A 25991-nucleotide genomic window follows, 5' to 3' on the forward strand; every position below is an offset into this window, starting at 1 on the left:
CCGACGGCGGCGCGAACGGTCGCCGCCTCGTCGTGCGCGAGCAGGCGAGGGTCCGTTGGGCGAGCTCGCTCGATTCCGCGAACGACGCCCGTCACGAACGCGAGCGATGCTGGTTTCCGCTGTTACTTCGCGAAGTACGTATAGGTCAGCGTCCACGCGGTCGTGGCGCCCGGTGCGGTCGACACGTCGACGAACGGCTCCATCGACACCACGCTGCGGATCGACCAGAACGCCAGACGCGCGAGCGGGCAGTCGGCGGTCACGCGAACGCCCGCACCGGTGGCCGTGTTCTCCGTCGTGATGTCGTAGTCGGCCGGGGTCGTGCCGAACCCGGTGATCGAGAACGTCACCCGGTCCTCGCCGGACAGCACCTTCTTGTAGAGGATCTGCTTCCCGCGAATCTCGGCGAACGCCGGATCGGGCGGCGTGGTGGTCTTGATGTCGAACGGCACGCTGATGCGGATGTCCGGGCCCGTCGTGCCGCCGTCGAGCGTCAGGAAGTTGTGGTTGTACTGCGTGGCCTGGATCGGCTGTCGGCCGACGTTCGTCAGGCGGTGCTCGATCGTCATCTCGGGCCGGCCGGGCGACAGGCGCAGCGTCTTCTCATAGCGGTAGCCGTAGCCCGAGGCCGGATCGTTCACTTCTTGTGTGAACGACACGCGGTCGGCCGCCGGCGTCACGGTCCATTTCCCGGCATCGACGATCTCGTAGTTGGCGTAGCCGCTGTAGTTCGCGTCGGTCGCGCGGCGCAGCACGCCGACGCCGATCTTGACGAACGTGCCGCCGACGCTGGCTGCCGTGTAGCCCAGCGCGGGCTGGAACTCCTCGGCCGGTCCGGTCATCGTGCTCTGCGCGCCGGTCACGATCTCGCCGTCGCGGTACACGAAGTCCCGCACGGGCGGATCGCTCTTCGCGAACCACGGACCGTAGAAGTCGTGCCCCTTGTGCTCGAGGGAGGCGACGACGCCGGACCAGTCGAAGCGCGTGGACCGATAGAAGCCGCGCGCCGCGTCGGGCAGATGGATGCGCGCGCGGATCTGGCCGTTGGTGATGAGCGCGTCGGGAGGCTGCGGCTGGACGATGGTCACGGTGGAGGCGTCTCCGGGAAGAAGGCCGGCGCGCGGCCCGGCGCCGAGGCACACGAACGCGGCGGCCGCCGCGGCTGACGTCAGGGTTGTCCGGGTCATGCGGCGGAGAATAGCATTGCGCCATGTCAAAAGTCCGCTGGGGTGTGATCAGCACCGCCAACATCGGCCTCGCGAAAGTGATTCCCGGCATGCAGAAGGGGCGGCACACCGCCGTCACCGCCATCGCGTCGCGCGACCAGTCGAGGGCCGACGCGGCGGCCGCCATGCTCGGCCTCGCGAAGGCCTACGGGTCGTACGAAGCGCTGCTGGCCGATCCCGACGTCGATGTCGTGTACATCCCGACGCCGAACCACCTCCACGTGCCGCTCGCGCTCCAATCGATCGACGCCGGCAAGCACGTGCTCGTCGAGAAACCCGTGGCGCTCGATGCCACGCAGGCCCGCGAGCTGGCCGCCGCCGCGGCGGCTCACCCCACGCTCAAGATCATGGAGGCGTTCATGTACCGCCATCACCCGCAGTGGGTGATGGCGAAAGAGCTCGCCACCAACGGATCGATCGGCGAGCTGCGCACCGTGCAGACGGCGTTCTCCTACTACAACGTCGATCCGGCGAACGTTCGCAACATGGGCAGCCTCGGCGGAGGCGGTGGGCTGATGGACATCGGCTGCTACCCGATCTCGCTCTCCCGGTTCCTCTTCGACGCCGAGCCCTCGCGCGTCGCCGCCATCGTCGACGTCGATCCGGCGTTCAACGTGGATCGGCTGGCGTCGGGCATCATGGACTTCGGGCGCGGCACCGCGACCTTCACCGTGGGCACGCAGATCGTGCCCTACCAGCGGGTGACGATCTTCGGCACCGACGGCTGCGTCGAGATCGAGATCCCGTTCAACGCGCCGCCGTCCGGTTCGCATTGCTTGTGGCATCGGCGAGGCGACGAGACGACCACGCACGATGTCGGCGGGCACGACCAGTACACGATCCAGGGCGACCTCATGTCGCGCGCGATTCTCGACGACGCGCCCGTTCCCACGCCCATCGGCGATGCCGTCGCCAACATGGCCGTGATCGACGCCATGTTCGAGAGCGCGAAGACGCGGTCCTGGGTCCTGGGTCCCGGGTCCCGGGTTCCAGGAACGCGCTGACGCTGGCCCACCTCAGATCTTCCGATTTCCCGATAATCCGATGTCCCTATGCTCGATCACCCGATATCCCGATACGCCATGCGCCGATACACGATCGCGATTGTCGCTGTTCTCGCCACCGTTACGTCGTGCGCACCTGCCGGCAACCCGAAGGTTCCGGCTGGTGCCAAGAGCTCGGGCGGCCTTCACGGCGTCATCCAGACGGACAAAGGACCGATCGAGATCGAGTTCCTCCCCGCCGACGCGCCGCGCGCGGTCGAGAACTTCCGGCTGCTGGCCGAGCACGGCTACTACGACGGCTTGACGTTCCACCGCATCGTGAGAGGCTTCATGATTCAGGGCGGCGATCCGGCCGGCGACGGCACGGGAGGAGAGAGCGCGTGGGGCGATCCGTTTCCGGACGAGATCGCGCCCGGGTCGCCTCTCTACCGCGGCGGCTATCGCCGCGGCCTCGTCGCGATGGCCAATGCCGGCCCGAATACCAATGGCAGCCAGTTCTTCATCCTCCAGCAGGACTACCCGCTGCCGCCGGCGTACGTGATCTTCGCGAGGGTCACGTCCGGCATGGCCGTCGTGGACGCGCTCGCCGAGACGCCGACGAGTCTCGGACCGGATGGCGAGATGAGCCGCCCGGTGACGCCCCCGGTGATCAGGACCGTGCACATCAAGCCCTGACGTGGCGGGCCCATCGTGCAGCGTTCCCGGCGGCATCGGCCGTTTCGGTGCGTGCACTGGAATCTCGGTGCCGCCGCACCGAGATCATCTCGACGGCATCGTCGATATCACGCTTCGACTGGCAGGATCGTCTGGCCGCGCAACGGCGTTCGCCGCTAACGCGACAGCCATGCGCGCACGGCCGTCCAGTCCAACGAGTCGATGAGCGCGCGGTTGATGACGCAGCCACCGCGTCCGGTCTCTGCCATCGACTGCGCGGTGAGGCAGCGGGTGAAGCTCCCGATCATCAGCACCTGAGGCGCGGATCGCGGCAGCGTCTTGTCGAAGTACGCCCAGTTCGGTTTGACGAGCGCGCGACACGGCGACGGTGCCGCCGCCTTCGCCTTGAACCTGCCATCGATGGATCCGGCGTCCTTGTCGTAGCACGACGCGGCATCGCGTGCCGCGGGCGACAGCGTGGCCAATGCCCGCTCGGCCGCGCGGTACTCCTCCTCGACGGCGCGGACGGCGCGATCCTCCGGTCCGCCTGGCGCCAGCCGTTCGCGATTGGCGGCCTCGATCTGCCGGTCGGCCGCCTCCATGTTGGCGAGCAGTTCCGGCCCGTTCGGGACCGTGGCTGCCGCCTGTGTCCATCCCGCCCGGCGGGCGGCGCGCTTTGCCGGCGTCTGCCACTCGGCGAACTCGGCGACCTGCTTCGCAAAGGCGTTCCGTTGGGTCTCGTACGCGAGGCGTCGTTCGGCGACGGCCGGGGCCAAGGCGTCGCCGAGCGGCACCGGCAGCCAGAGCGGCCGGTCGTGTCTCTTCAGCACGTACACATCGTCGAAGCGTGAAAGGCCGGCCACCGACGTCCCGCCCTCCGGCTCGACGAAACCTTCGAGAGCGTCGGCCTGCCATTCCGTTGGGCGTCTTCCCGTGAACACGTCGCTGCCGATCCTGTTGACGAAGAACTGGAGCAACGCCGTTTCGCCACCTTTCAGATCTTCGTTCGCGAGCTTGCCGTTCCGCATGTACTCGATGAGCGGGAACGCGCCGAAGGAGAGGCCGCCCGCGAGCGGGACGGCTCGTCCCGCCGGCTGACCCGGCGCCGGCGCGGCGTAACCGTCGAGATGCCCCCAGATCTCGGCCGCGAACCCGATGGGCTCGGCCACCGCCGGCGCGCGCTTGACGATCGCGCCAAGTTCCTGGAGCCGCGCCTCATAGGCCTGGACTTCCGCCGGCGTGGCGCCACGCGCGGCACGTGCCGTGGCGATGGCCGTGAACGACCACGGCCGCCACGGCCCACGTTCCGTGGGTCGATAACGGAGCTGCGCGGCGAGCGTGGCCGAGACGAGGACGCCGATGACGAGGAGGCTGACGACGAGCGCGGGGAGACGCATGGCGTATTGTCCCGCATCTATCCGGACGCCGAACCTGGCGATCATCCCCGGCCGTTCTTTGATATCGTTCGCGCACGCGAACAACCAACGGACGGACGGGCGATGCCCAAATCCGATGTCCAAGGCCACTGTCCCAATGGATGTGCCTCTCTCGAACGGCACCTAGCCCGTTCAATGTCCACATGACACCTCAGCGAATCCGGAACTGTCCATGCAGGTGATTCGATCTCCACGCGTGTACGACGTCTGCATCGTCGGCTCCGGCGCAGGCGGTGGCACCGTCGCGAAGGTGCTGACCGAGGCTGGGGCGAACGTCGTGATGCTCGAGGGCGGGCCGATGTGGGACTCGGCGAAGGACTCCGCCATGTTCGCGTGGAACTACGAGTCGCCGACGCGCGGCTATGGCGGCGACAAGAAGCCGTTCGGCGCGTTCGACGGGTGCATCGGCGGCTGGGAGATCGAGGGCGAGCCCTACACGGTGGGGCGTGGGGCCTGGCGCTGGTTCCGCGGCCGCATGCTCGGCGGCCGCACGCACCACTGGGGACGCATCTCCCTCAGGTTCGGCCCCGACGACTTCCGGCGGAAGAGCCTCGACGGGTTGGGCGACGACTGGCCCATCACGTACGACGACATGAAGCCGTACTACGACAAGCTCGACAGCTTCGTCGGCATCTTCGGCGAGAACCACGCCGCCCGCACCGGCCTGCACAACGAGCCCGACGGCATCTTCCTGCCGCCGCCGAGGCCGCGCGCCCACGAGCTGCTGATCAAGAGAGCGTGCGACCAGCTCAGGATTCCGATTGTCGCGTCCCGGCTGTCGATCCTCACGCGCGCGCACAACGGCCGCGCCGCCTGCCACTACTGCGGGCAATGCGGGCGCGGCTGCGCGACGCACTCCAACTTCTCGAGCGTCTCGGTGATGCTGCCGCCCGCGCTGAAGACCGGGCAGCTCACCATCGTCCCGAACGCGATGGCGCGCGAGGTGACGACCGGCGACGACGGCCTGGCCACCGGCGTCGCGTACGTCGACACGCAGAAGCTCACCGACCACCACGTGCGCGCGCGCGTCGTCGTCGTGGCCGCGAGCTGCGGCGAGTCGGCGCGCCTGCTGCTCAACTCCAAATCGCCGCGCCATCCGAACGGCCTCGCGAACTCGAGCGGCGTCGTCGGCAAGTACCTCACCGACTCCACCGGGCTGAGCGTCGGCGGTCATGTCCCCGCGCTCGCGGGCCTGCCGCGATACAACGCCGACGGCACCGGCGGCGCGCATCTCTACCTCCCGTGGTGGGGCGACAACAAGGCGCTCGGGTTTCCGCGCGGGTATCACGTCGAGCTCGGCGGCGGGTACGGCATGCCGGGCTACGGGTTCCTGTCGGGCATTCACAACTTCCCGGGCAGCCGCGGCGGCGGGTACGGCGCGGAGCTCAAGGACGAGTACCGGCGCTACTACGGATCGTTCGTGAACTTCGCCGGGCGCGGCGAACAGGTCGCGCGCGCGGACAACTACGTCGAGATCGATCCGAACGTCGTGGACAAGTACGGCATTCCGGTGCTGCGCTTCCACCACACGTGGAGCGACCACGAGCGGCTGCAGGCGAAGCACATGCAGGAGACGTTCAGGTCGATCATCGAGGCGATGGGCGGCACGCCCACGTCGCCGATGCCGACGGCCGCCGAGGACTATGGGCTCGCGGTCGGCGGGCTCATCATCCACGAGGCCGGCGCCGTGCGGATGGGCCACGACGCCACGACGTCGGCGCTCAACCGGTACTGCCAGGCGCACGACGCGAAGAACCTGTTCGTCGCCGACGGCGCGCCGTTCGTCTCGCAAGCCGACAAGAACCTCACCTGGACGATCATGGCGCTCGCCTGGCGCACGGCCGAGTACATCGCGGACGAGCGGCGGAAGGGGAACCTCTGATGGCGAAGCTCACTCGGCGCACGATGCTGCAGGCCGTAGGCGCCACCGCTGCCGCCGCGTTCACGTGGACGGCGGAGGAGGCGACGGCGGCCGCAACGCAGGCCCAGCAGGCCCGGGCGCAGGCGGCCGCGACCGGCAAACCCTACGCGCGCAAGTTCTTCACTGCTCACGAATACGCGACGGTCACCGTGCTCTCGAACCTCATCATCCCGAAGGATGCGCGCTCGGGGAGCGCCTCGGACGCCGGCGTGCCGGAGTTCATCGACTTCATCGTCTCCGATCAACCGGCGCGGCAGACGGCGGCGCGCGGCGGCCTGCGCTGGCTCGACGCCGAGTGCACGGCGCGCTTCGATCGCCGGTTCACCGACTGCACCGACGTTCAACGGCGACAGGTGCTCGACGACATCGCGTGGCCGCGCCGCGCGCGGCCGGAGCTCAGCCAGGGTGTTGCGTTCTTCACGGCGATGCGCGACCTCGTGGCGACGGGATTCTGGTCGAGCCGGGTCGGCGTCGCGGACATCGGCTACCAGGGCAACCGTCCGGTCGCCGAATGGACGGGCGCGCCGGCGGACGTGCTGAGCAGGTTGGGCGTCGCGTACGAGTCGTAGGTCGTCCTTCGAGGTTCGTTCCGAGGGGTTGAGACTCTCGAGACAGCCACCGCCACGGGTCTTCGGCCTCGGGGCAGTCGCCGCCTTCAGGGTACGGACAGCGTCCAGGAGGTTGGCCGATGAAGCGCTGGCAGCGAGTTCTCGCGTACACCTTCGTCGTGCTGCTGGTCGTGCTGGCCGGCGGCATTTCCGCGACGGTCGGCTGGCGTCCCGTGCTGGGTCCGCGGGCGCGGCCGCTGACGGATCGCACGTTCACGCCGAGTCCGGAGCGGCTGGCGCGCGGCGCCTATCTCCTGTCCGCGGTGACGCCGTGTCTCGCGTGTCACTCGGAATCGGTCGAGCCCGGCGCCATGTGGGTGCCGAAACCTGGCACCGAAGGCGGCGGGCAGCCCTGGCCCGAACCGGCGCTGTCCTGGGTCGTCACGCCGAACATCACGCCGGATCGGGACACCGGGATCGGCGGTTGGTCCGACGATGCGATCGCGCGCGCCGTGCGGGAGGGGATCGGCCATGACGGTCGGGCGCTCTTCCCGTTGATGCCGTACCAGAAGTTCCGCCGGATGTCGGATGAAGATCTCGCGTCGGTGGTGACCTACCTCCGCACGCTGTCGCCGCTGCGGCGCGAACGCCCGCGGTCCGCCATTCCGTTTCCCGTGAACCGGCTGATCAACGCGGCGCCGGAGCCGCTCGACGCTCCGGTGCCCGAGCCGGATCGTTCGACGCCGGAGAAGCGCGGCGCCTACCTCGTGAACCTCGCCGTCTGCGCCGATTGCCACACGCCCGTCGACGCGAACAATCAGCCGATCGCCGGCATGGACCTCGCCGGCGGCAACACCGTCGAACTGCCGGGCCGGCCGATCGTGGCGGCAGCCAACCTCACGCCGGCGCCCAACGGGATCCCGTACTACACCGAGGAGATCTTCGCCGGCGCGCTCCGCACCGGCCACGTCGGTGCACGAGAGCTCTCGGAGGTCATGCCGTGGCGCTTCTTCCGCCACATGACCGACGAGGATCTCGCGTCGATCTTCGCGTATCTCGAGACGCTGCCGCCGGTCGATCACTACGTCGACAACGCGCTCGCGCCGACGATGTGCGCCCGCTGCGGACACGTGCACGGTGGCGGCGAGCGGAACAAGAAGCCCGCGTAGCGAGCGTGTGTTCTCCCGGCACGCGACGTTCATCTGCGGCGGCTGAGGGTTTCCGGCGACGACGGTCGGGCGTCGCTCCAGGCTGACGGCGACTCGAGCGAACCCGTGCGACACTGGTCGTTCGATGAGCGAATGGCAGTCGGCTGAGCACGCGGCGGCGTATCTCCAGCGGGCGGATCACGTGGCCCATCGTGCGGAGGGAGAAGCGGCGCTCGTCGACGAGATTCCCGCCGGCGTGCGGCGCGTGCTCGACCTCGGGGCGGGCGACGGCCGGCTGCTGGATCTCGTGCTCCGCGCGCGACCGCAAGCATCCGGCGTCGCCGTGGATTTCTCGCCGGTGATGCTCGATCGCCTCGCAGAGCGGTACGGCGGTGCTGCGCGCGTGGACGTCGTGGCGCACGATCTCCAGCATCCGTTGCCTGCCGCGCTCGGACCGTTCGACGCGGTGATCTCCAGCTTCGCGATCCACCATCTGGAGCACGACAGAAAGCGAGCGCTGTACGGGGAGATCTTCGCGCGGTTGCAGCCCGGCGGCGTCTTCTGCAATCTCGAGCACGTCGCATCGGCGTCGCCGTACGGGCACGCGCGGTTCCTGGCGGACATGGGCATCACGGCCGCCGACGAGGACCCGTCGAACAGGCTGCTGGACGTGCACACGCAGCTCGAGTGGTTGCGCGAGATCGGTTTCGTGAACGTCGACTGCTACTGGAAATGGCGCGAGCTGGCGCTTCTGGCGGGCAGCGCCCCTGACGTATCATCGACACGAGTGGCATGATGCGACCCGCCGCCGGCGACTATCCGTCGTCCTTTCAGGCCTACGTCGACCGCGTTCCCGAGACCGATATCGTCCCTGCGCTCGCTGCGCAGATCGACGTCGTCAGGCGCTTCGCAGCGGCGGTGCCGGCCGACACGGAGCGGTTTGCGTACGCGCCCGGGAAGTGGACGCTTCGGCAAGCGGTCGGGCACCTCGGCGACATCGAGCGCGTCTTCGGCTACCGGGCGCTCGCGTTCAGCCGGGGCGACACGGCCGCGCTGCCCGGGATCGACGAGAACGCGTACGTCGAGCACGCCACGTTCAACGACGCGACGCTCGCGGATCTCGTCGAGGAGCTCGCGCTGCTGCGCCGAGCGAACGTGTGCATGTTCCGGACGCTGACCGAGGCGCAGTGGGCGGCTTCCGGCGTGGCGAACGGCCGGAGCATCACGGTGCGCGCGCTCGCCTTCGTGCTGGCCGGCCACGTGCGACATCACCTCGACCTCTTCCGCGACCGTTACGGCGTGGCCATCGACGGCTGACGGCCTGCAGCGCGTGTGTTCCAGGAGCGTGACATGTTCCGTATCGTGATGCTGCTGCTCCTGTGCTCGGTCGCGCTCGGGGCGCAGGGGGCGCGGCCGCCGGTCTCCACGTCGAAGCCGGCCCCGGCCGCGAAACCCGTTCCGGCTCCCAAGCCCGCGAGCCCTCGCACACCCGCCGCGCCGGTGCCGGCCCAGCCTCCGCCGCCATCGTCGAGTGCTCCGGCCTCGCAGGCGATGGCCCCGCTTTCCGATGAGCAGAAGACGATCTACGCGCTCGGCCTCCTCATGCAGCGGTCGATCCGCCAGTTCGACCTCTCGCCGGAGGAGATCGAGATCATCAAGCGCGCGCTCGTCGACGGCGCGGCCGGCACGCCGGCGATCGACCTCAACGAGTGGGGGCCGACGATCGAGCCGTTCGCGACGGTGCGCGGAGAGCGTGCGATGACGAGGGAAAAGGCGGTGGCAGCCGCCTACCTCGAGCGAGCGGCATCCGAGCTCGGGGCGGTGAAGACCGCGTCGGGCCTCGTCTATCGCGACATCACCGCCGGCACCGGGGCATCGCCGAGCGCGCGCGACACCGTCAAGGTCCACTATCGCGGGACGCTCGTCAACGGCACCGTGTTCGACAGCTCCTACGATCGCGGCGAGCCGGCCACGTTTCCGCTGACCGGCGTCGTGCCGTGCTGGACCGAAGGCGTGCAGCGGATGAAGGTCGGCGGCAAGGCACGGCTGGTGTGCCCGTCCGATCTCGCGTACGGCGATGCCGGAGCGCCAACGATACCCGCGGGCGCGGCGCTCGTGTTCGACATCGAACTGCTGGAGATCGTCAGGACGGTTCCCTAGCGCGATCTCGGATTCCGTCGCCCGTCGTACCCGTCGTACCCGCGAGCTATCCGTCTCAACCCGTCCGCGACGCGCCGAAGGCTGCCGCGGCCGGTCGCCAGCCGAAAGACGCCGACCGTCGCGAGCGCCGTCGCAATCCAGAACGTCCGGTTGTCGAGATATGCCCGCACCGGCCCTCCGGCGGCGGCGTAACCGGCGAGCAGCTCGCGCTCGAGCGTGGGCGTCAGCGGCCAGCTCGTGACGGCCCTCGCGAGGTCGAACGCCGGCGGACGAAGCGACAGCCGTTCCTCGTCGATCAGCCGCAGTCGTCCGGCCCGCGTGCGCACGATGTTGCCGGGGGACGGATCGCCATGGCTGATCGCCGTTCGCGTGTCGGTCGGCAGCGCGAGGCGCATGAGCGCGCGAGCCTCCGCCTCGCTGAGCAATGCCCGCGCGCGGAACGCTCTCGCCACGCGGGTCACGAGCCATCGCGTGTTCACGTAGGTCGTCGGGGCGACGGGCGGCGCGGGCGCTCGATGGAGCCGCGCGAGAAGGCGGCCAACGCCGCGGACGAGCCGGGCCGTTCCGGTGGCGGACGCACCGGTGCGCAGCCGGTCGAGCGGTGTCCCCTCGACGTACTCCACGACGAGGCAGCGCCCGAGCCGCAGGATTGGTCGAGGCAGCGTCGTGCCCGCGACCTGCAGCATTCGCCAGACGTCGTCGGCTCGCGCCGCCGTCGGGTAGAGGCGCATCTTCACGCGTCGGCCGTCCACCAGATCGAGCCCTGACACCGGCGACTCGGCGCGGCTCGACAGGCGCGCCTCGCGAGCCACGTGCAGGCCGTGAGCGGCCAGCAGTCTCGCGCGCCGGGCTGTCAGCACGGCCGCTCCAGGCACGCCGCGATCAACGTCGCCAGCGAGGCATTGGCCCTCACGTCAGGCACGCCGATCGCGTAGCAGGCGACCGCGGGCACCAGCGCGCGACAGCGGCGCATCATCTCGTTCGCCTCCGGCGGCGTGGCGCCGAGCGTGAAGACCTCCGAGCAGAATCGCCCGCTGGCGCGGCACAACAACGCTCCGTCGATCGCCGTGGCCGCCCGCTCGTCGTCGAGCCTGTCGACGAAAGCGCTTTCGCGATCCGCGTTCGGGAACACCACGGCGCCAACGGGGGCGCACGCCTCGGACGCGCACGGCAGCGCCGCGCAGAGCTGCGGCGGGCTGATGTGCCACGCGTCCTGCCATGTCCGCGGCGGTCGCGGTCCAGCCGCCAGCCTTGCCTCGCGATGCTGGAGCAGATCCCCGCAATGCGCCAGCCTCGCGGCGATGGACGGCAACAGCTCGCGCGACCCCGACCGGATCGCGACGACGGTCGGCACGGCCAGCGCAGCAGGCGGCGTACCGTGCCGCACGACCACGCGATCGTTCGACAGGAAACCGACGCCTGTCTGCTCCAGCAGCCGCAGCATCGTCGTTGTCTTCCCCGAGTGCTTGGGGCCGGCGATCAGCACCGCACGACCGCGGGTCACGATCGCCGCCGCGTGCAGCACGACCGCGCCGCGTGCGATCGAGTGGTTGTGGGCGTACTCGCGCACGACGCGCAGCACGTGGGCTCGTGCCTGGAGCCGATCGCCGTAGACACCCACTCTGGTCGAGCGGCCATCGTCTTCGACGGCGTAGACGATGCCGTCGGTGGCGTCGTGCACAGCCAGACCGCGGGACGTCCGCCGGACCGGCAGCTCGAGCGGGCTCGAGTCCTGTGCGAACGCCACGCACGTGTCCGAATCGCGATCGCCGGCCGTGGGGGGCGCAATCGGATCGAGCCCGACGCGCACGTCGACGGCTTGCATTGGAACGTCCGCGACAGCGAAGGCTGGCGTCAGGAACTCCTCGAGCCACGTGTGCTCGTCGGCATCTGCCTCGATGCCGATCGTGAGCCCGTTGTGCGCGTAGGCCCGAATCATGGCGGCGCGTCCCACGCCGCGATCGCGTGCGGGCGACGTCCGAGCGCTGTGGCCGCCCGCCAGAAATGGACCGCGCCCCACGCCAGGCAACCCGCCGTCACGACGATCGACGCCTGGAGCCCGTCAGTGGACGCGCGGGCGCAGGCATCCGCGATCGCCGGCACGGCGCCGGCGCCAAAGCACGACGTCCGGTAGTCGCCGAGCATGAAGGCGCGGCTGGCGAAGGCGTCGCTGGCCACGCCCATCAGCGTCGGCCCGAGACCCTGGCCGAGCACGTTCATGGCGAGGAGCACGACGGCAGATGCCGACGCCCGCATGCGCGCGCTGACGATGTTCTGCGCCAGCGCGAACGTCGGTCCCATGTACGTCGTCAGGCTCACCGCGCCGGCGACCAGATAGCCGAGCGTCGCGGCCACCGTCTCCTGGCGAAACGCGACGACGTACAGCGGGAACGCGAGCGCGACGCCAAACGCCGGGATGCCGGCGTACCATCGGACGTGTCTTCGTGCGGCGAGATCGGTCATGAAGCCGCCGGCCAGGATGCCCGCCACGCCCGATGCGCCTGCGACGACGCCGAACCAGAGACCCGCATCCGCCATACCGATGCCGAACCGACGCACGAGATAGGTCGGTCCGAACAGGTTGATGCCGGTCGCCGCCACGCTCGTGAGCGAGGCCCCCATCACCATGTGGCCGAAGACCGGATCGCGGAAAAGACCGCGCATCATGTTGCGGAACGGCGGCGGCGCGGCGGCCGCGCCGTGCCGATCCAGCGCTCCGCGGACGGGTTCACGGAGCGTGACGATCACGAGCAGCGCGAGGACGAGACCCGGCAGCCCGACCGCGGCCATGGCCGTCCGCCAGCCGTACATCTGGCTGAGCCATCCGCCGGCGACGCTGCCGGCCACCGCTCCGAGCGGCGCGCCCAACGTGAACAGCGCGAGCATCGAGGCGCGGCGGTGAGCGGGAAACGTGTCCGAGAGCAGCGAATGCGACGCGGGGACGACGCCCGCTTCGCCGATTCCGACGCCGAGGCGATAGATCAGCAGGCCGGCGTAGGACCGTGCCGTGCCGAACAGCGCGGTCATGAGCGACCACACCGCGATCGACGAACCGATGATGAGGACACGGCTGCGTCGCTCGGCGAGCCGCGCCACCGGAATACCGCAGGCCGAGAAGAGGAGGGCGAAGGCGAGGCCGCCCAGCAGGCCGAACTCGACGTCGCTCAGTCCGAACTCCCTGATGATGGCCGGGCCGATCACGGCGACGATGACGCGATCGACGAAGGCGAACGTGTAGGCGGTGATCAGCACCACCATCAGCCAGAGCCGGTACGCCACGATCAGGCGCCCCCTGCCGAGTGCGGCGCTCTCGCGACGCGCATCTGCCAGGCGACGCGTCCACCGGAGATCAGCCGGCGGACGCTGACGTCGCGAACGTTGGCGGGGAAGCCGGCCCACCAAAACGCGGCGAGATAGCGCGCCAGCGAGCCCGGGTAGATCCGGGCGAACCAGCGGAGGTTGGCCGGCGTGCGCGGCGGCGCGAACACCAGCGTGAGCCGTTCATCGGCGGTCAGCGGCACGATCGCGGACCGCCATGCTGCCAACATCGACACGAGATGAGGCAGTTCGTCCCGGACCTCGAAGAGCTCGATCACGAGCATCAGCACGTTCGCGAAGACACCGGCGAGCCGCGCGGCATCACGGCGCGCGAAGAATCGATCCCAGTCGACGCGGGCATCGACATCGCGCAGCAGCAGGTAGAGATCGACCAGTGCCCGAAGCTGCGTCGATCCATGCGCGAGCTCCTCGAAGATCGACAGCGCGATCAGGACGATGGTCCACTCGTCCGAGAGCGTACGGCAGCGCACGCCGTCGATCGTGAGGTCCACCGCCTCGTCCCAGATCGGTCGTTCCTCCAGATGGAACGCGGGCGCGCCGCGCAGGCAGCGATGGACGTCCAGCTTGATCGTGGCGAGCGCGAAGGTCACCGCGTGGGCGTCGTAGCCGAGACGGACGCATCCGTGCGTCCTGAGCACCGCGCTGGCGCGGCGCCTGTCGTTCTGCCGCACCAGCAGATCGATGTCGTGCTGCGGCCGCCCCTCGAGGCTGCCGTACAGCCGGACCGCAAGGGGAAACCCTTTGAGCAGCAGCACGTTCACGCCCGCTGCGGCCAGGTGCCGCTGTAGCTCGTCGAAGGTTCGAAGCAGCGCCGCGTTGGACGGCCATGGTTTCGCCCGCCACGACTCGAACCGTTCGGCGAGCGCCGGCGCGAGGGCGCGCGAGAGATCCTCGGCGCTCGTCGCGTTCAGGATCAGGCGGATGAGCCGGTGCGTGCCGAGGACGCGAATGATCTCATCGGGATCCTCCGTCAGCCGCTGCAGCGCCTCGACGAGCGGGCCGGAGTGGCGCCGGCCGGCGTGCCTGGCCACCTGGACGTAGCGCTCGCGTTCGGACATGCGCGATATAAGGTATGCGATGGGTCGACCGGCCGCCGCGGTGTTCTGCATGCCCGACCGCGGCCACTTCCAGCAGCTCCGGCCGGTGATCGCCGGGCTCTCCCGGACGGGCTTCCGCCCTCACGTCTACACGCACGAGCGCTTCCGGCCAGACATCGAACGCCTCGGGGGCGTGTGCGTCGATCTGTTCTCGCGCTACGCGATCGAGCAGGCCGACGGCGAGTCGTGGCCGTTCGCCTGCCGGTACGTGACGTTTGCGGCGGCCTACGGCGACGCCATCGCGCAGGAGGTTCGCGCCATCGCGCCGACCGTCGTCGTCCACGACACGTTCGCGGTGATCGGCCGCGTCGTCGCCCACGTGTTGCGGCTCCCGCGCGTGAACGTCTGCGCGGGACACAACGTCGACCCGGACCGGTACATCCCCATCATGGCGGCGCACCCTCGAGTCCACGTGTCGCCGCAGTGCAAGGCGGCCGTGGCGCGCCTACGCGATGACTACGGCGTCGCGGACGCTTCGCCGTTCTCGTACGTATCGAACCTCAGCCCGGATCTCAATCTCTACGGCGAGCCGCCGGAGTTCTTGCCCGAGGCCGGGCGCGCGTGCTTCGAGCCGGTGGCGTTCTTCGGATCGATTCTCGAGGAGGACGCGGCCCGTGACGTGCCGGCTCGCCCGTACTTCGATGGCCGCCCTCGTGTCGGGCTGAAGGTGTACGTGTCGTTCGGATCCTTCATCGTGCCGTTTCGTCTTCAGGAAGCGACCGCGGCGTTCGAGGCGATCGCCGCCGGCGTGTCGCGTCATCCCGGGATGCAGGCGGTCATCACGCTCGGCGGCGTGACGGTGCCCGCCGAGGTCGGCGCGTCGATCGCGCGACGCGGTGTGCGGATCGAGCCGAACGTGGACCAGCGGCGCATCCTCCAGGAGGCCGACGTCTTCGTCACGCACCACGGCTTGAACTCGACGCACGAGAGCATCGTGCACCGGGTGCCGATGCTCTCGTATCCGTTCATCTGGGATCAGCCTGCGCTGGCGGCGACGTGCCAGCGGCTCGGCCTCGCAATTTCGCTCACCACCTCGCCGATGGCGCCGCTCTCGGAGGAGGATGTCGATCGAGCCTTCGCGACGTTTGCGGCCGGGCGCGATCGATTGACGGCGAACCTGGCGCGAGCGCGCGATTGGGAAATGGCCGTGATCGCCTCGAGGCCGGTCGTGCTTCGACGCATCAGGGAGCTGTGCGCGTAGGCCGGTACGCGCGTGCCGCGGGCGCCCGATCGCGATCCGGCACGAGGATCGTGATTAGATTCTCCTCGTGACGACACTTCCACGCCTGCAACGGCGCCCCTCGGCGATCTCCGGATGGGGCGTGTATGCCGCCGAAAACATCGCCGCCGGCACCCGCATCGTCGAGTACAAAGGCGAGCTGATCTCGCAGGCCGAGGCGTGGCGGCGCGAGCAGCGCTATCTGCCTCGCCATCGGATCTGGATCTTCATCATCAACGATCGCTGGTCTCGGGATGCGGCTGTCGGCGGCAACATCGCGCGGTACATCAACCACTCGTGCCGGCCGAACTGCCATGTGGACATCATCGGGCGCTCGGTCTGGATCTTCGCGTCGCGCCGCCTCCGCAAAGGCGAAGAGCTGACCTACGACTACAACACCGACGGGGTCGCCGAGATCGAATGCCGATGCCGGAAAGGGTGCCGGCGGATCCTCTGAGGACGGATCGCACGCGCATCGCCGCCCTGAGCAGAATCTAGTGCAGTTCGCGCGGCCGCGTGGTTTCGTCACCGCACCGATACTCTGCCAGCGTGGTGCGCTCGGACATGGACGCCTCCCGACGACGCTCTCATCGTTGAACGGGCGAGTCGAGCGTCGTCCGGCGCATGTTCTCGTGCTGCGCGTTCCCGAAGGTCCGGACGAAAATTCGCCGGCCGACACCGCGTTCGGCTGGCATAAGCTAGCCGCTACCGGAGCGCCCCATGGGCTCATCACAGGACGCGGCGTCGTTCGCGCTGGTGGCGGGATGGATCGGCATGCTCGCCGGCGTCGTCTCGGGTGCGGGCATCGGCCTCTTCTTCCACGACGAACGCTGGCTGGGCGGGTACGGCACGTTCAGGCGGCGGCTGCTCCGGCTGGGCCACATCTCGTTCTTCGGGCTCGGATTCCTCAACATCCTCTTCGGCCTGACGGTCACGACCGCGGGTCTCGGCGGATCGACCGTGCCGGTCGCGTCCGTCGCGCTCGTCATCGGCGCCATCACGATGCCGGCGTGCTGTTTCCTCTCGGCATGGCGAGAGCCGTTTCGGCAGTTGTTTCCGATTCCCGTGATTGCGGTCGGGAGCGGCATCGTCTGCACGCTCCTCGCGTGGAGCCGGCCATGAGGATCGGGTTGATCGCCATGAGCGGCGTGCGGGCGTACAACCCCGAGCTGACGGCGCTGGGGCTGACGCTGCCGGGCTTCGTCGAGCGGAACAGGACGATCGCGTCGCTGCCGAGTCTCGGTCTGCTCACGCTCGCCGGCCTCACGCCACCGTCCGTCGCCGTCGAGTACCGCGACGTGCCGGAGCCGGACGCGCTCGACGCGCTGCCCGGCCCGTTCGACGTCGTGGCGATCTCGAGCTTCACGGCGCAGATGCCGGAAGCCTACCGGCTCGCCGATCGCTACCGGGCGGCCGGCACGCACGTCGTGCTCGGCGGCCTGCACGTGACGGCCGTGCCCGACGACGCGCGCGCGCACGCCGACACGATCGTGCTGGGCGAGGGTGAGCTCGCCTGGCCGCGCGTCGTCGCGGATCTCGCTCGGAAGACCGCGGCGCCGGTGTACGACGCGCGCGCGGCGAGCTTCGACTTGGCGCACGCCCCCATGCCGCGGTTCGATCTTCTCGACGTTCGCCGCTACAACCGGCTCACGGTCCAGACGCAGCGCGGGTGCCCGTTCCGCTGCGAGTTCTGCGCCGCGTCGATCCGGATCTCGCCGCGCTACAAGGTCAAACCGGTCGACAGGGTGATGCGTGAGATCCGCGAGATCCGGTCGATCTGGCCGTCGCCGTTCATCGAGTTCGCCGACGACAACACCTTCGTCAACAAGACCCACGCGAAGGCGCTCATGCGGGCGCTGGCCCGCGAAGGCGTGCGGTGGTTCACCGAAACCGACATCTCGGTGGCCGACGATGAGGAGCTGCTCGGGCTGATGCGCGACAGCGGCTGCGCGCAGGTGCTCATCGGCCTGGAGAGCCCGACGGCGGCCGGGCTCGACGGGCTGGAGCAACGATCGAACTGGAAGGCGCGGCAGCTCGCGCGCTACGGGCGGGCGATCGAGCGGATCCAGGATCACGGCATCACGGTGAACGGGTGCTTCATCCTCGGCCTGGACGGCGCCGGCGCGGACAGCTTCGAATCGATCTGGACGTTCGTCCGCGACAGCGGCTTGTACGAGGTGCAGATCACCGTGCAGACGGCGTTTCCCGGCACGCCGCTCTACGAGCGCCTTCGCCGCGAAGGACGGCTGATCCGCGAGGGCGCGTGGGAGCTGTGCACGCTGTTCGACGTGAACTTCCGGCCAACCCACATGAGCGTCGCCGACCTGGAAACGGGTTTGCGGGATCTCGCTGCCCGTCTGTACAGCGACGAAGCGACGCGTGAACGGCGCCGCCGCTTCTTCCGGCGCCGCCGCGCCCTCCGGCCGGAGAAGGGCGCGCCCATCCGAAGCGAGGCCTCATGACGCCGTCCTGGATTCGCCCCCTGTTTCTCGTCGCTGCGTTGTTCGACGGCGTGCTCGGCGTCGCCGTCCTGCTGTTCGCCAGGCCGATCTTCGCGCTGTTCGGCGTCGAGCCGCCGAATCACCTTGGCTACGTGCAGTTTCCGGCGATGCTCCTGATCGTCTTCGCGGCGATGTTCGTTCGCATCGCGAACGATCCGGTGTCGCGCCGCGATCTCATCCCGTACGGGATCGGCTTGAAGCTGGCGTACACGATCTCCGTCTTCTGGCACGAGCTCACCGGCGGCGTGCCATGGATGTGGATCCCCTGGGCCTGGGCCGACGTCGTGTTCCTCGTGCTGTTCGTCATCGCGTGGCGGCAGACGAAGCCGGCGCGGTAGAGCGGGACGCCCCGATTATCTGAATCTCTCCGCTATGAGGCCGATCACAGAGCCGAAACGCCGTGCGCACCCGGCGGTCTGCTCGATCGCGTTCGTGTGAGAGCTCCGCAGCCTGGCGAAACATGCGGTCCCGTATAGACGAGCCGCGGTTTCTCTTCGTCCTCACCCAGCCGTATTCGGGGTCCACGGCACTGGCCCGCGTGCTGAGCACCGCGTCGGGCGCCGCGCTGCTGCACCCGAGCGGCGAAGGACAGTGGCTCGTGCCGGAGATGTCCGATGCCGCCCGCTGGGATCCGGCAAAGGTGATGGACTGGGCGGCGATTCGCGCGGCGTGGCTCGCCCGGATCGACGAGCTCTGCCAGACGACGCCCGTCACCGTGGTGATCGAGAAGAGCCCGCCGAACCTCGTTCGAATCGACCAACTGATGCGCGTGTTCCCGAACCACCTGCTGATGGCGCTCACCCGGCATCCGCTCGCACAGTGCGCCAGCGTGCTCGTGCGTCATCACGCTCCGGAGCAGAAGACCCCGGACGAGCGCGTCGAGATCGTCCGTCGTCTCGCGGACATCTGGCTCGAACGGGCACGGTGGATGCAGCATTGGATCGGGCAGTTCGACGTGACGCGGTGTTCGTACGAGGCGTTCTGTGCGCGTCCTGCTGCGTGCATCGAGGCGCTCACGCCTGGCGCGCCGGAGTTCGCGACGGTCGACGTGCACGCGACCTTCGACGTCAAGGACTACCCGCGACAGGGGCTGCTGGATCAGAACCGTCGTCAGATCGAGATGCTGACGAGCCTGGAGCGTGACGCGATTGCGCAGCAGCTCGGGCGCGATGCCGCGCTCGTTTCGTTCTTCGGCTACGACGTCGGCTGAGTCCGACGCAGTTCTCGTCCGTCCTCGTCGCCTCGGAGGAACGATCGATCTCGCTGCTGCCGCGTCTCGGATACGATCGCTGCATCGCCGACGCTTGGCGGCGCGACAGCGCGACCTCCGCGCGGGCGCGTTCGGCTCGCCATCATCATCGCGCGCGGCGTGGGCTGCTGCGCCATCCGTTCGGAGGCGCCGGCGCTATACTCACGGCCCTGAGACCCGTGCACCGGTTTTCCATCACGCGCTGGACCCTGTGGGCGTAGGCCATCACGCTGTGAACCGCACGACGCGGCTGGCCGAGGCTGTGGTGGCGGCCGTCTCTCCGGTGCTCTGATCGTGACGATGTCGGCCGAACTGGTGTCGTGGACGCTCCTCGCGGCCGTAGCCTACGCCTACGTTGGCTATCCGCTCCTGGTGTGGGCAGCGAGCCGCGTCATGCCTCCGCGCACGATGGCGCCCGTCGACCTTGCCGCCGCGCACGTTCCGTCGATCGCCATCGTGTTCGCGTCGCGCGACGAGCTGGCCACGGTGGCCAGCCGGCTGCGGAACCTCACGTCGCTCAACTACCCGCCAGCACGGCTCGAGCTGCTGGTCGGCCTCGATGGCGCTGCCAGCCCGGCCGGCGAGCTCGACGAGTGGCTGGCGGATCCACGCGTGACGATCGTCCGATCCGCGGACCGGGTGGGCAAGACCGCGTTGCTCAACAGGCTGATCGCCAGCTCGTCGGCCGACCTCGTCGTCTTCACGGACGCGAACGCCGAGTTCGATCGCGACGCGCTGCGGTATCTGGCCGCGCGGTTCGACGACCCCGGCGTCGGCTGCGTGACGGGCGAGCTCGTGTACTGCAACGACGCGGAGCCGGTCGTGCGCGCGGGAGAGGGGTTGTACTGGCGGCTCGAGAATGCGATCAAGAAGGCCGAGAGCCGTTTCGGCGGCACGCTCGTCGTCTCCGGTGCCATCTACGCGATCAGGCGTTCGCTCGTCGCGCCGCTGCCGCCAGACGTTTCCGACGACTCGACGAACCCGCTGCGCGCGCTCGCCGCCGGCCGCCGCGTCGAGGTCGAGCCGCGCGCGCGGGCGTACGAACGGGCCGCGACTCGTCTCGATGAGGAGTTCCAGCGGAAGGCGCGCATGGTGACGCGCCAGCTCGGCGCGCACGCGCAGGTCGGGTTCTTCCTCGTGCCATTCCGGCCGCTGCTCGCCCTTCGGCTCGCGAGCCACAAATGGCTGCGCTGGCTGGTGCCGTATTTCCTTCTTGCATCCGCCGCGATCAATCTCGCCGTCGGCGGCCCGCTGCAGCGCGCTATGCTGCTGACGCTGGCGGTCGGCGTGTCGGCGCTGTGCGCCGGCACGTTCCTGCAGAAACGGAGGGCGCGCGTCCCTTCGATCCTACGGTTGTGGACGTATTTCTGTACCGTGAACGCCGCGGCGTTCGTTGGCGTGTTCGACTTCATCCGGCGGCGCCAGCGCGTCGTGTGGGCCATCAGCCCGAGCACGCGGAGCTGACGGCAGGTCGTGCGAGGGCGACGCCGAACCTGCCGCGCGGATGCCGGACCGATGGGCGTACATCTTCCACAGGCCCTGTGTCGCGCGCACGCTCCTGAAGGCCCATGACGGCAGCAGGCCGCGCCGCGGACGCAGCGCGATCGTCTCGCCTGCCTTCGCTCGCGGCCCATCCGCGTCGAGCGCGCGGAACGCATCGACCAGCCGATCGACGAGGATCTGCCGCTTCGGACGCCGGCTCGCGTGCGGCGCCTGCCGGCGTCCCATGACGGTCGGGTTGGTGTTGATCTCGTACACCTGCAACCGCCCGTCGGCGAACCCGTAATCGATGCGGCCGTAGTCGATGCCGGCCAGCTCGAACAGGGGAGCCAGCCGCGCCGCGTGCGGGTTGTCGCGCACGTACTCGTACTCTTCCGTCGCGATGTCCGCAGTGACCACGCGGTAGTGGCCCTTGACCAGCCAGGAGCGGGCGACGATGAGATGGCTGGGAATGATGCGGCCGCGGACGAACAGGGCGCCGTACTTGCGGTAGAGCCCGTCGCCGTCTGGCGTGGCCACGCACTCGGTCACGATCAGTTGCTCACGCCAGGAGCGGCGGCGGCCGAGCCGGTCGATCGCCGACGCCAGATCCGACGGGTTGGAAATCAGCGGCGTTCTCGGCCCGCCGTGATCGTGTTCGCATCGCACGAAGACGGGGAACCGCACGCCGCCGAGGTCATCGGATGCGCGGAACACGCGGAAGTCGTTCACGCCGCGGTCGTGCAGGAGGCGGAGCAAATCGTACCGGAGCAGGACGCGGCGCGGGTCGTTCAGCACGCGCGCCGCGCCGGTCGCGGACAGCGCCGCGGCCAGATCGCGCACGGCGGCGGCATCGGCGCCGGGTACACGGTCGAGATCGGCGAAGAGGTACGTTCCCGGATCGACCTGCCGGCGCGTGAGGATGTACGGATACGTGACGATCCGGATCGTGTCATCGAGCGCGCCGCCGCAGTTGGCGGTGAGGTTGCGAATCGGCCGATCGAACTGGGGGGTGACGAGAACGTGAATCACGGGCGAGGAGTGCGATCAGCCGCGGATCGCGACGAGCCCGACCCGGTCGGGTTGACCCGCCGCGCTTCCGCGGAACGGCGTCAGCGTCGTCTGCCGGAATCCGGCCGCGTCGAACAGCGCGTAGAGCTCGTCGGTTGATCGGAGCGGCCGGACAGTCTTGCGGCGCAGCCATTCCTCCGCCCATGCCTGGGCGATCGGCCGCGTGATGCCGAGCGCCACGCACGCCGACTCGTCGATGTTGCGGATCCGCATCGAGATGGCCGGCGCGTCGGCCAGATCCATCTGCCGGGCGACCTCCGTGGTCGCGAGGTGCGGGCGGAGCCGGCCGGCGGTCACGACCGTGCCGCCGGGCGCGAGCAGGTCGTACCAGTGCCGGACGAGGCCGGCGCGTGCCTCGGGCTCGAACTGCCCGATGAACGAGTGGGTGCAAATCAGATCGAACGCGCCTTGGCGATCGAGCGAGCGCACGTCGCCGTGGTGGACGTCGACGGCCGCGCCGGCGCTGCAGGCGTACGCCAGGCACGCCTCGAGCGGCGTCCGACAGCAGTCGGCGACGGTCACGTGCGGGCTGCGGCCGGCCGCGCGGAAGGCTGCCAGCACGCAGCTCAACGTGCCGGCATCTGCGGCCCCAGAGACGAGCACCCGCTCGCCCCGGGCGGCTGCGGCCGACGCGGCGATCGCGTCGACGAGGAACTCGCGGTCCTTCGCGACGCCGGCGATGACGCCGAGCGCGCGAAGGTATTGCCGCGGCCCGTGGTACCACCAGCACGAGTCCTTGCAGAATCGATCGGCCAGCGCCAACTGCAGCGGCGCGCCCTCGGCCAGCCGCTCGTCGACGTTCAACGACGCGCCAGGCACGGAGGCGGTCACCTCAGCATTCCCTCGTAGAGCACCAGGCCGAGCCCACGCTCGAGGACGACGTGCAGCAGGAGCGCGACGGCGAATGCCGATGCCGCCGCCCACGCGATCGACTCTCGCTCGCGAACGCGAAGGAAGCCGAAGAGGAACAACAGCGAGCCGGCGAGCACGCCGAGCGCGCTCACGAGCACGATCGCGCCGAGGAGCCAGCCGAGCATCACCAGATGCGGCCGGAGCGGCGTCGCCGGGCGGCTGCGGTGCGGCGCGGCGCGGAGTCCGCGGACGAGCTGCGCGAGGCACAGCGCCACGCCCATGCCGCCGACGAGGAGAGGGAAGGTGCGTGCCGCTCCGGGATAGCCCACTGCCGTCCACGTCATCGCGGCGAAGACGGCCAGCAGCACCGTCGTCAGCCCGACGTCGGGTCGCTCACTGTTTCGAGAGTCGACCGCGGGCATGGTAAGCGACACTGCCGAGCACGAGCACGAGCAGGATGATAGCACCCGGTCTGAAGAGGAACCGCGCGCCCCAGAGCGACAGCGACTGGTGAAGCGCCCGCTCGGCGACGTTGCCGAGCACGATGCCGATGGCGAACGGCGCGCGCGGCCAACCCGCGCGCGCGAGCCAGACGCCGAGCATCGAGAGCACCGCGAGCACGAAGAGCGACGATGCGCCCGCGGTGCCGACCAGGCAGCCGAGCAGCGTGAAGACCAGCACGAACGGCGCGAGCCGCCCTCCCGGCACCCGCGTGACGGTCGTCAGCCAGCGCGCCACGGCCGCGAGCATCACGGCGCCGAGCACGTTCGCGATCACCAGCGTCCAGACGAGCGTCCAGGCCAGGTTGACGTGTCCGAGCACGACTTGAGGTCCCGGCTGCACGCCGAGCGCCACGAGCGCGCCGAGCAGGATCGACATGCCCGAGCTGCCGGGAATGCCGAGGAACAGCGTCGGCAGCAAGGCGCCGCCTTCCTTCGAGTTGTTCGCGGCGTCGGGGGCGATCACGCCTTCGACGGCGCCCTGCCCGAATCGCGCCGGGTCGCGCGCGGTCTGCACGGCATGGCCGTAGCAGACCCACGCCGCGACCTCGCCGCCGAGGCCCGGCACGACGCCGATCAATGCGCCGAGCACCGACGTGCGCAGGGCGAGCCAGCGATGGCGGATGACGTCCATCGCCCCCGTCAGCATCTCGCCGGATCGGATGACCGCGTCCGTGGCCGCGCGCGCGGCGATCGGTGCGCGCGAGGCGCCGATCGCGATCGTCTCCGGCACGGCGAACATCGCGGCGATCGCGGGGATGACGCCGAGACCATCCCACAGGAACGTCTGGCCGAAGGTGAAGCGCGGGATGCCCAGCTCGGGATCGCGGCCGATGAACGACAACATGAGGCCGAGCGATCCCACGATCATCCCCTTCAGCAGGTTCGCCCCGCTCACCGCCGTCATGAACGTGATGCCGACGAGCGCCAGCAGGAAGATCTCGGGCGGACCGAACGAGAACATCAGCCAGGACACGAGCGGCAGCGACGTGGCGAGCAGCGCCGCGCCGACGATCCCGCCGAGCGCCGACGCCGCCAGGCTCGCGCCGATCGCTCGGCCCGCCTCGCCCCGGCGCGCCATCGGGTAACCATCGACCACGGTGGCGGCATCGGGTCCCGATCCGATGCCGAGCAGGATGCTCGGGACCGACCCGCCGGTGTGGACGACGGCGTGCATGGCCACGAGGAAGACGGCGCCAGCCACGGCATCGAGGTGCAGCACGAACGGGATCGCCACGATCAACCCGAACCGGCCGCCAATCCCTGGAATGACGCCCAGCGCGAGGCCGAACGGCACGCCGGCGCAGATGAGCGCGACGAGCTGCGGTGACGAGAGCAGGGCGAAGAGGCTGTCGAGCGGCGACGACGCGATCACGGAGCGGCGACCTGCAATCCACGGTGGGGCGAGAGCGCGCGGAGCCACGCGACCGCCTCGGCGGACGCATCGAGGGCGTGCCGCACGCGCTCGGCGACGGCCTCGCCGTCCAGCGGATCGATTGGCAATCTGAGGCGGGCCGCGTCCGCAAGCAGCTCGGGGTCCTGGAGCGCGGCCGAGTAGGCGCGGCGCAGCACGTCGAGCCGGGCCTGCGGGATGCCGGGCGGCCCGACGGTCAGGCGGCCGATCAGCGATTGCGCCGCGAGGAGCGCTACGAGGGCGCGGCCTCGATCGGTCGTGGCGAAATCGGCGGCCGCCGCGACGCTTGCCGTGTCCGGGCTGTCGCCGACGCGCAGGACCATGTGCGCGAGGCCCTGGTCGATGACGGGACGCAGCGACGACGGCGAGGCGATGAGGCCATGGACGTCGCCTCTGAGCATCGCGAGCTGGCCTTCGTCCTCGTCGAAGCCGGGGACGACATCGATCTTGAAACCCACCGCCTCCGCGAGAATCTGCGTCGCGTAGAACGCCGACGTGCCGGGCGGCGTCGTCGCGAGCCGGATCGGCGTCGTGGATCGGAGAAGGTCGTCGGCGGTGGCGATCCCCGTCGCTCGGCCGAGCGCCAGGATGCGCGGCTCGGAGGCCGCCTTGCCGATCCAGGACATCTGCTCGAGGTCGAGCTGGCCGTCGAGATCGCCCACGAGCTGCGGATACAGGAAACCGAACGTGAACGTTCCGATCGTCAGCCCGTCGGGCCTGGCTCTGTAGATCTCGTTCGCGCCGATGAGGCCGCCAGCGCCAGGGGCGTTGCGCACCACGACGCGGCTGCCTGGCAGGTGCCGGGCGAGCGACTTCGCGACGATGCGCGCATAGGTGTCGTATCCGCCGCCGGCGTTGGACGCGACGACGTAGGTGATGGTGCGCCCGCCGAAGAAGTCCCCCGATCCCGCCGGCCGATCGCGCGAACAGGCGGTCGCGATCACGAGCGCCAGGAGCAGCGGCAGCACGCGGGCGCGCACGCACGAGGTCGGACTGTGGTCGGACACGCGGCGACAAGTGTACGCCGAGCAGGGAATGTCGCGGTCGGCGAGAGGCTCAGCCACTCCGCCGTGCGTCGCTCAGGATGCCAGGCGCTGGCGGGCAGGAGGTGAGCCGGCAGGCATCGACCGCGCGATTCGTTTCGACCGCGCTGACGCGTCGAGCGTATAGTGA

26 protein-coding genes are annotated in these 25991 nt (G+C 69.7%); 15 read left to right on the plus strand and 11 right to left on the minus strand.

Annotated elements, in window-relative coordinates; translation table 11 throughout:
- Nucleotides 1–122: 122 nt before the first annotated feature.
- A complete protein-coding gene (locus IT184_15690; protein ID MCC7010249.1) occupies nucleotides 123–1187 on the minus strand; it encodes a hypothetical protein in 1065 nt (354 codons plus the stop codon).
- A 23-nt stretch (nucleotides 1188–1210) separates the two neighbouring features.
- On the opposite strand from IT184_15690, the gene IT184_15695 reads away from it, so the two are divergent.
- Entirely contained in the window at nucleotides 1211–2230 is a 1020-nt protein-coding gene (locus IT184_15695; GenBank protein MCC7010250.1) for a Gfo/Idh/MocA family oxidoreductase, read from the plus strand.
- Nucleotides 2231–2308: 78 nt separating this feature from the next.
- Entirely contained in the window at nucleotides 2309–2905 is a 597-nt protein-coding gene (locus IT184_15700) for a peptidylprolyl isomerase (protein MCC7010251.1), read from the plus strand.
- Between the two features lie 155 nt (nucleotides 2906–3060).
- Here the strand turns inward: IT184_15700 and IT184_15705 are convergent, their stop codons facing one another.
- Nucleotides 3061–4281, minus strand: coding sequence for a hypothetical protein (locus IT184_15705; protein MCC7010252.1), 1221 nt, complete (start codon nucleotides 4279–4281; stop codon nucleotides 3061–3063).
- Nucleotides 4282–4492: 211 nt separating this feature from the next.
- On the opposite strand from IT184_15705, the gene IT184_15710 reads away from it, so the two are divergent.
- The 6 genes from IT184_15710 to IT184_15735 all read left to right on the plus strand — a co-directional run bounded on the left by IT184_15710 (nucleotide 4493) and on the right by IT184_15735 (nucleotide 10097).
- Entirely contained in the window at nucleotides 4493–6202 is a 1710-nt protein-coding gene (locus IT184_15710) for a GMC family oxidoreductase (protein MCC7010253.1), read from the plus strand.
- Nucleotides 6202–6810, plus strand: coding sequence for a gluconate 2-dehydrogenase subunit 3 family protein (locus tag IT184_15715; protein ID MCC7010254.1), 609 nt, complete (start codon nucleotides 6202–6204; stop codon nucleotides 6808–6810). The genes IT184_15710 and IT184_15715 overlap by 1 nt, the downstream gene beginning before the upstream one ends.
- A 119-nt stretch (nucleotides 6811–6929) precedes the next feature.
- Nucleotides 6930–7958 (plus strand): cytochrome c, encoded by a 1029-nt coding sequence (locus IT184_15720; GenBank protein MCC7010255.1) that lies wholly within the window; start codon nucleotides 6930–6932, stop codon nucleotides 7956–7958.
- Between the two features lie 124 nt (nucleotides 7959–8082).
- On the plus strand, nucleotides 8083–8733 hold the full coding sequence (locus tag IT184_15725; protein ID MCC7010256.1) for a class I SAM-dependent methyltransferase: 651 nt from the start codon (nucleotides 8083–8085) through the stop codon (nucleotides 8731–8733).
- Nucleotides 8730–9254 (plus strand): DinB family protein, encoded by a 525-nt coding sequence (locus IT184_15730; protein MCC7010257.1) that lies wholly within the window; start codon nucleotides 8730–8732, stop codon nucleotides 9252–9254. Before IT184_15725 ends, IT184_15730 begins: the two co-directional genes overlap by 4 nt.
- Nucleotides 9255–9488: 234 nt before the next feature.
- The gene (locus tag IT184_15735; protein ID MCC7010258.1) at nucleotides 9489–10097 is read left to right on the plus strand and encodes an FKBP-type peptidyl-prolyl cis-trans isomerase; all 609 of its coding nucleotides are present in this window, start codon (nucleotides 9489–9491) and stop codon (nucleotides 10095–10097) included.
- Here the strand turns inward: IT184_15735 and IT184_15740 are convergent.
- Genes IT184_15740 through IT184_15755 form a run of 4 tightly spaced genes read right to left on the minus strand, consistent with a single transcriptional unit; the run spans nucleotide 10094 to nucleotide 14494 of the window.
- The gene (locus tag IT184_15740) at nucleotides 10094–10957 is read right to left on the minus strand and encodes an aminoglycoside phosphotransferase family protein (protein MCC7010259.1); all 864 of its coding nucleotides are present in this window, start codon (nucleotides 10955–10957) and stop codon (nucleotides 10094–10096) included. The two genes, IT184_15735 and IT184_15740, sit on opposite strands and share 4 nt — an antisense overlap.
- Nucleotides 10951–12036 (minus strand): hypothetical protein, encoded by a 1086-nt coding sequence (locus tag IT184_15745; protein ID MCC7010260.1) that lies wholly within the window; start codon nucleotides 12034–12036, stop codon nucleotides 10951–10953. The genes IT184_15740 and IT184_15745 overlap by 7 nt, the downstream gene beginning before the upstream one ends.
- Nucleotides 12033–13376 (minus strand): MFS transporter, encoded by a 1344-nt coding sequence (locus IT184_15750; GenBank protein MCC7010261.1) that lies wholly within the window; start codon nucleotides 13374–13376, stop codon nucleotides 12033–12035. Before IT184_15750 ends, IT184_15745 begins: the two co-directional genes overlap by 4 nt.
- Before the next feature lie 2 nt (nucleotides 13377–13378).
- The gene (locus IT184_15755; protein MCC7010262.1) at nucleotides 13379–14494 is read right to left on the minus strand and encodes a nucleotidyltransferase family protein; all 1116 of its coding nucleotides are present in this window, start codon (nucleotides 14492–14494) and stop codon (nucleotides 13379–13381) included.
- Nucleotides 14495–14513: 19 nt separating this feature from the next.
- On the opposite strand from IT184_15755, the gene IT184_15760 reads away from it, so the two are divergent.
- From IT184_15760 to IT184_15790, 7 genes are all read left to right on the plus strand, one after another.
- A complete protein-coding gene (locus tag IT184_15760) occupies nucleotides 14514–15734 on the plus strand; it encodes a hypothetical protein (GenBank protein ID MCC7010263.1) in 1221 nt (406 codons plus the stop codon).
- A gap of 67 nt (nucleotides 15735–15801) precedes the next feature.
- Nucleotides 15802–16209, plus strand: a complete 408-nt coding sequence (locus IT184_15765) for an SET domain-containing protein-lysine N-methyltransferase (GenBank protein MCC7010264.1) — start codon at nucleotides 15802–15804, stop codon at nucleotides 16207–16209.
- Between the two features lie 263 nt (nucleotides 16210–16472).
- Nucleotides 16473–16874 (plus strand): hypothetical protein, encoded by a 402-nt coding sequence (locus tag IT184_15770; protein ID MCC7010265.1) that lies wholly within the window; start codon nucleotides 16473–16475, stop codon nucleotides 16872–16874.
- The gene (locus IT184_15775) at nucleotides 16871–18214 is read left to right on the plus strand and encodes a B12-binding domain-containing radical SAM protein (GenBank protein MCC7010266.1); all 1344 of its coding nucleotides are present in this window, start codon (nucleotides 16871–16873) and stop codon (nucleotides 18212–18214) included. The genes IT184_15770 and IT184_15775 overlap by 4 nt, the downstream gene beginning before the upstream one ends.
- Nucleotides 18211–18591 (plus strand): hypothetical protein, encoded by a 381-nt coding sequence (locus tag IT184_15780; GenBank protein ID MCC7010267.1) that lies wholly within the window; start codon nucleotides 18211–18213, stop codon nucleotides 18589–18591. Before IT184_15775 ends, IT184_15780 begins: the two co-directional genes overlap by 4 nt.
- A 122-nt stretch (nucleotides 18592–18713) precedes the next feature.
- The gene (locus tag IT184_15785; GenBank protein ID MCC7010268.1) at nucleotides 18714–19463 is read left to right on the plus strand and encodes a sulfotransferase; all 750 of its coding nucleotides are present in this window, start codon (nucleotides 18714–18716) and stop codon (nucleotides 19461–19463) included.
- Nucleotides 19464–19802: 339 nt separating this feature from the next.
- On the plus strand, nucleotides 19803–20966 hold the full coding sequence (locus IT184_15790) for a glycosyltransferase (GenBank protein MCC7010269.1): 1164 nt from the start codon (nucleotides 19803–19805) through the stop codon (nucleotides 20964–20966).
- Here IT184_15790 and IT184_15795 read toward each other — a convergent pair.
- From IT184_15795 to IT184_15815, 5 genes are read right to left on the minus strand one after another with little or no spacing between them, the layout of a single operon-like run.
- Nucleotides 20850–22013 carry a hypothetical protein gene (locus tag IT184_15795; protein ID MCC7010270.1) on the minus strand — a complete coding sequence of 388 codons (1164 nt, stop codon included), beginning with the start codon at nucleotides 22011–22013 and terminating at the stop codon, nucleotides 20850–20852. The genes IT184_15790 and IT184_15795 overlap by 117 nt on opposite strands.
- A gap of 15 nt (nucleotides 22014–22028) precedes the next feature.
- Complete coding sequence (locus tag IT184_15800) at nucleotides 22029–22883, minus strand: class I SAM-dependent methyltransferase (protein ID MCC7010271.1); 855 nt, start codon at nucleotides 22881–22883, stop codon at nucleotides 22029–22031.
- A complete protein-coding gene (locus IT184_15805; GenBank protein MCC7010272.1) occupies nucleotides 22880–23272 on the minus strand; it encodes a tripartite tricarboxylate transporter TctB family protein in 393 nt (130 codons plus the stop codon). Before IT184_15805 ends, IT184_15800 begins: the two co-directional genes overlap by 4 nt.
- 25 nt (nucleotides 23273–23297) lie before the next feature.
- Complete coding sequence (locus tag IT184_15810; GenBank protein ID MCC7010273.1) at nucleotides 23298–24779, minus strand: tripartite tricarboxylate transporter permease; 1482 nt, start codon at nucleotides 24777–24779, stop codon at nucleotides 23298–23300.
- The gene (locus IT184_15815) at nucleotides 24776–25825 is read right to left on the minus strand and encodes a hypothetical protein (GenBank protein ID MCC7010274.1); all 1050 of its coding nucleotides are present in this window, start codon (nucleotides 25823–25825) and stop codon (nucleotides 24776–24778) included. The genes IT184_15810 and IT184_15815 overlap by 4 nt, the downstream gene beginning before the upstream one ends.
- Nucleotides 25826–25991: the final 166 nt, after the last annotated feature.

The sequence above is a fragment of the Acidobacteriota bacterium genome (assembly GCA_020853395.1).
GTDB lineage: Bacteria > Acidobacteriota > Vicinamibacteria > Vicinamibacterales > SCN-69-37 > JADYYY01.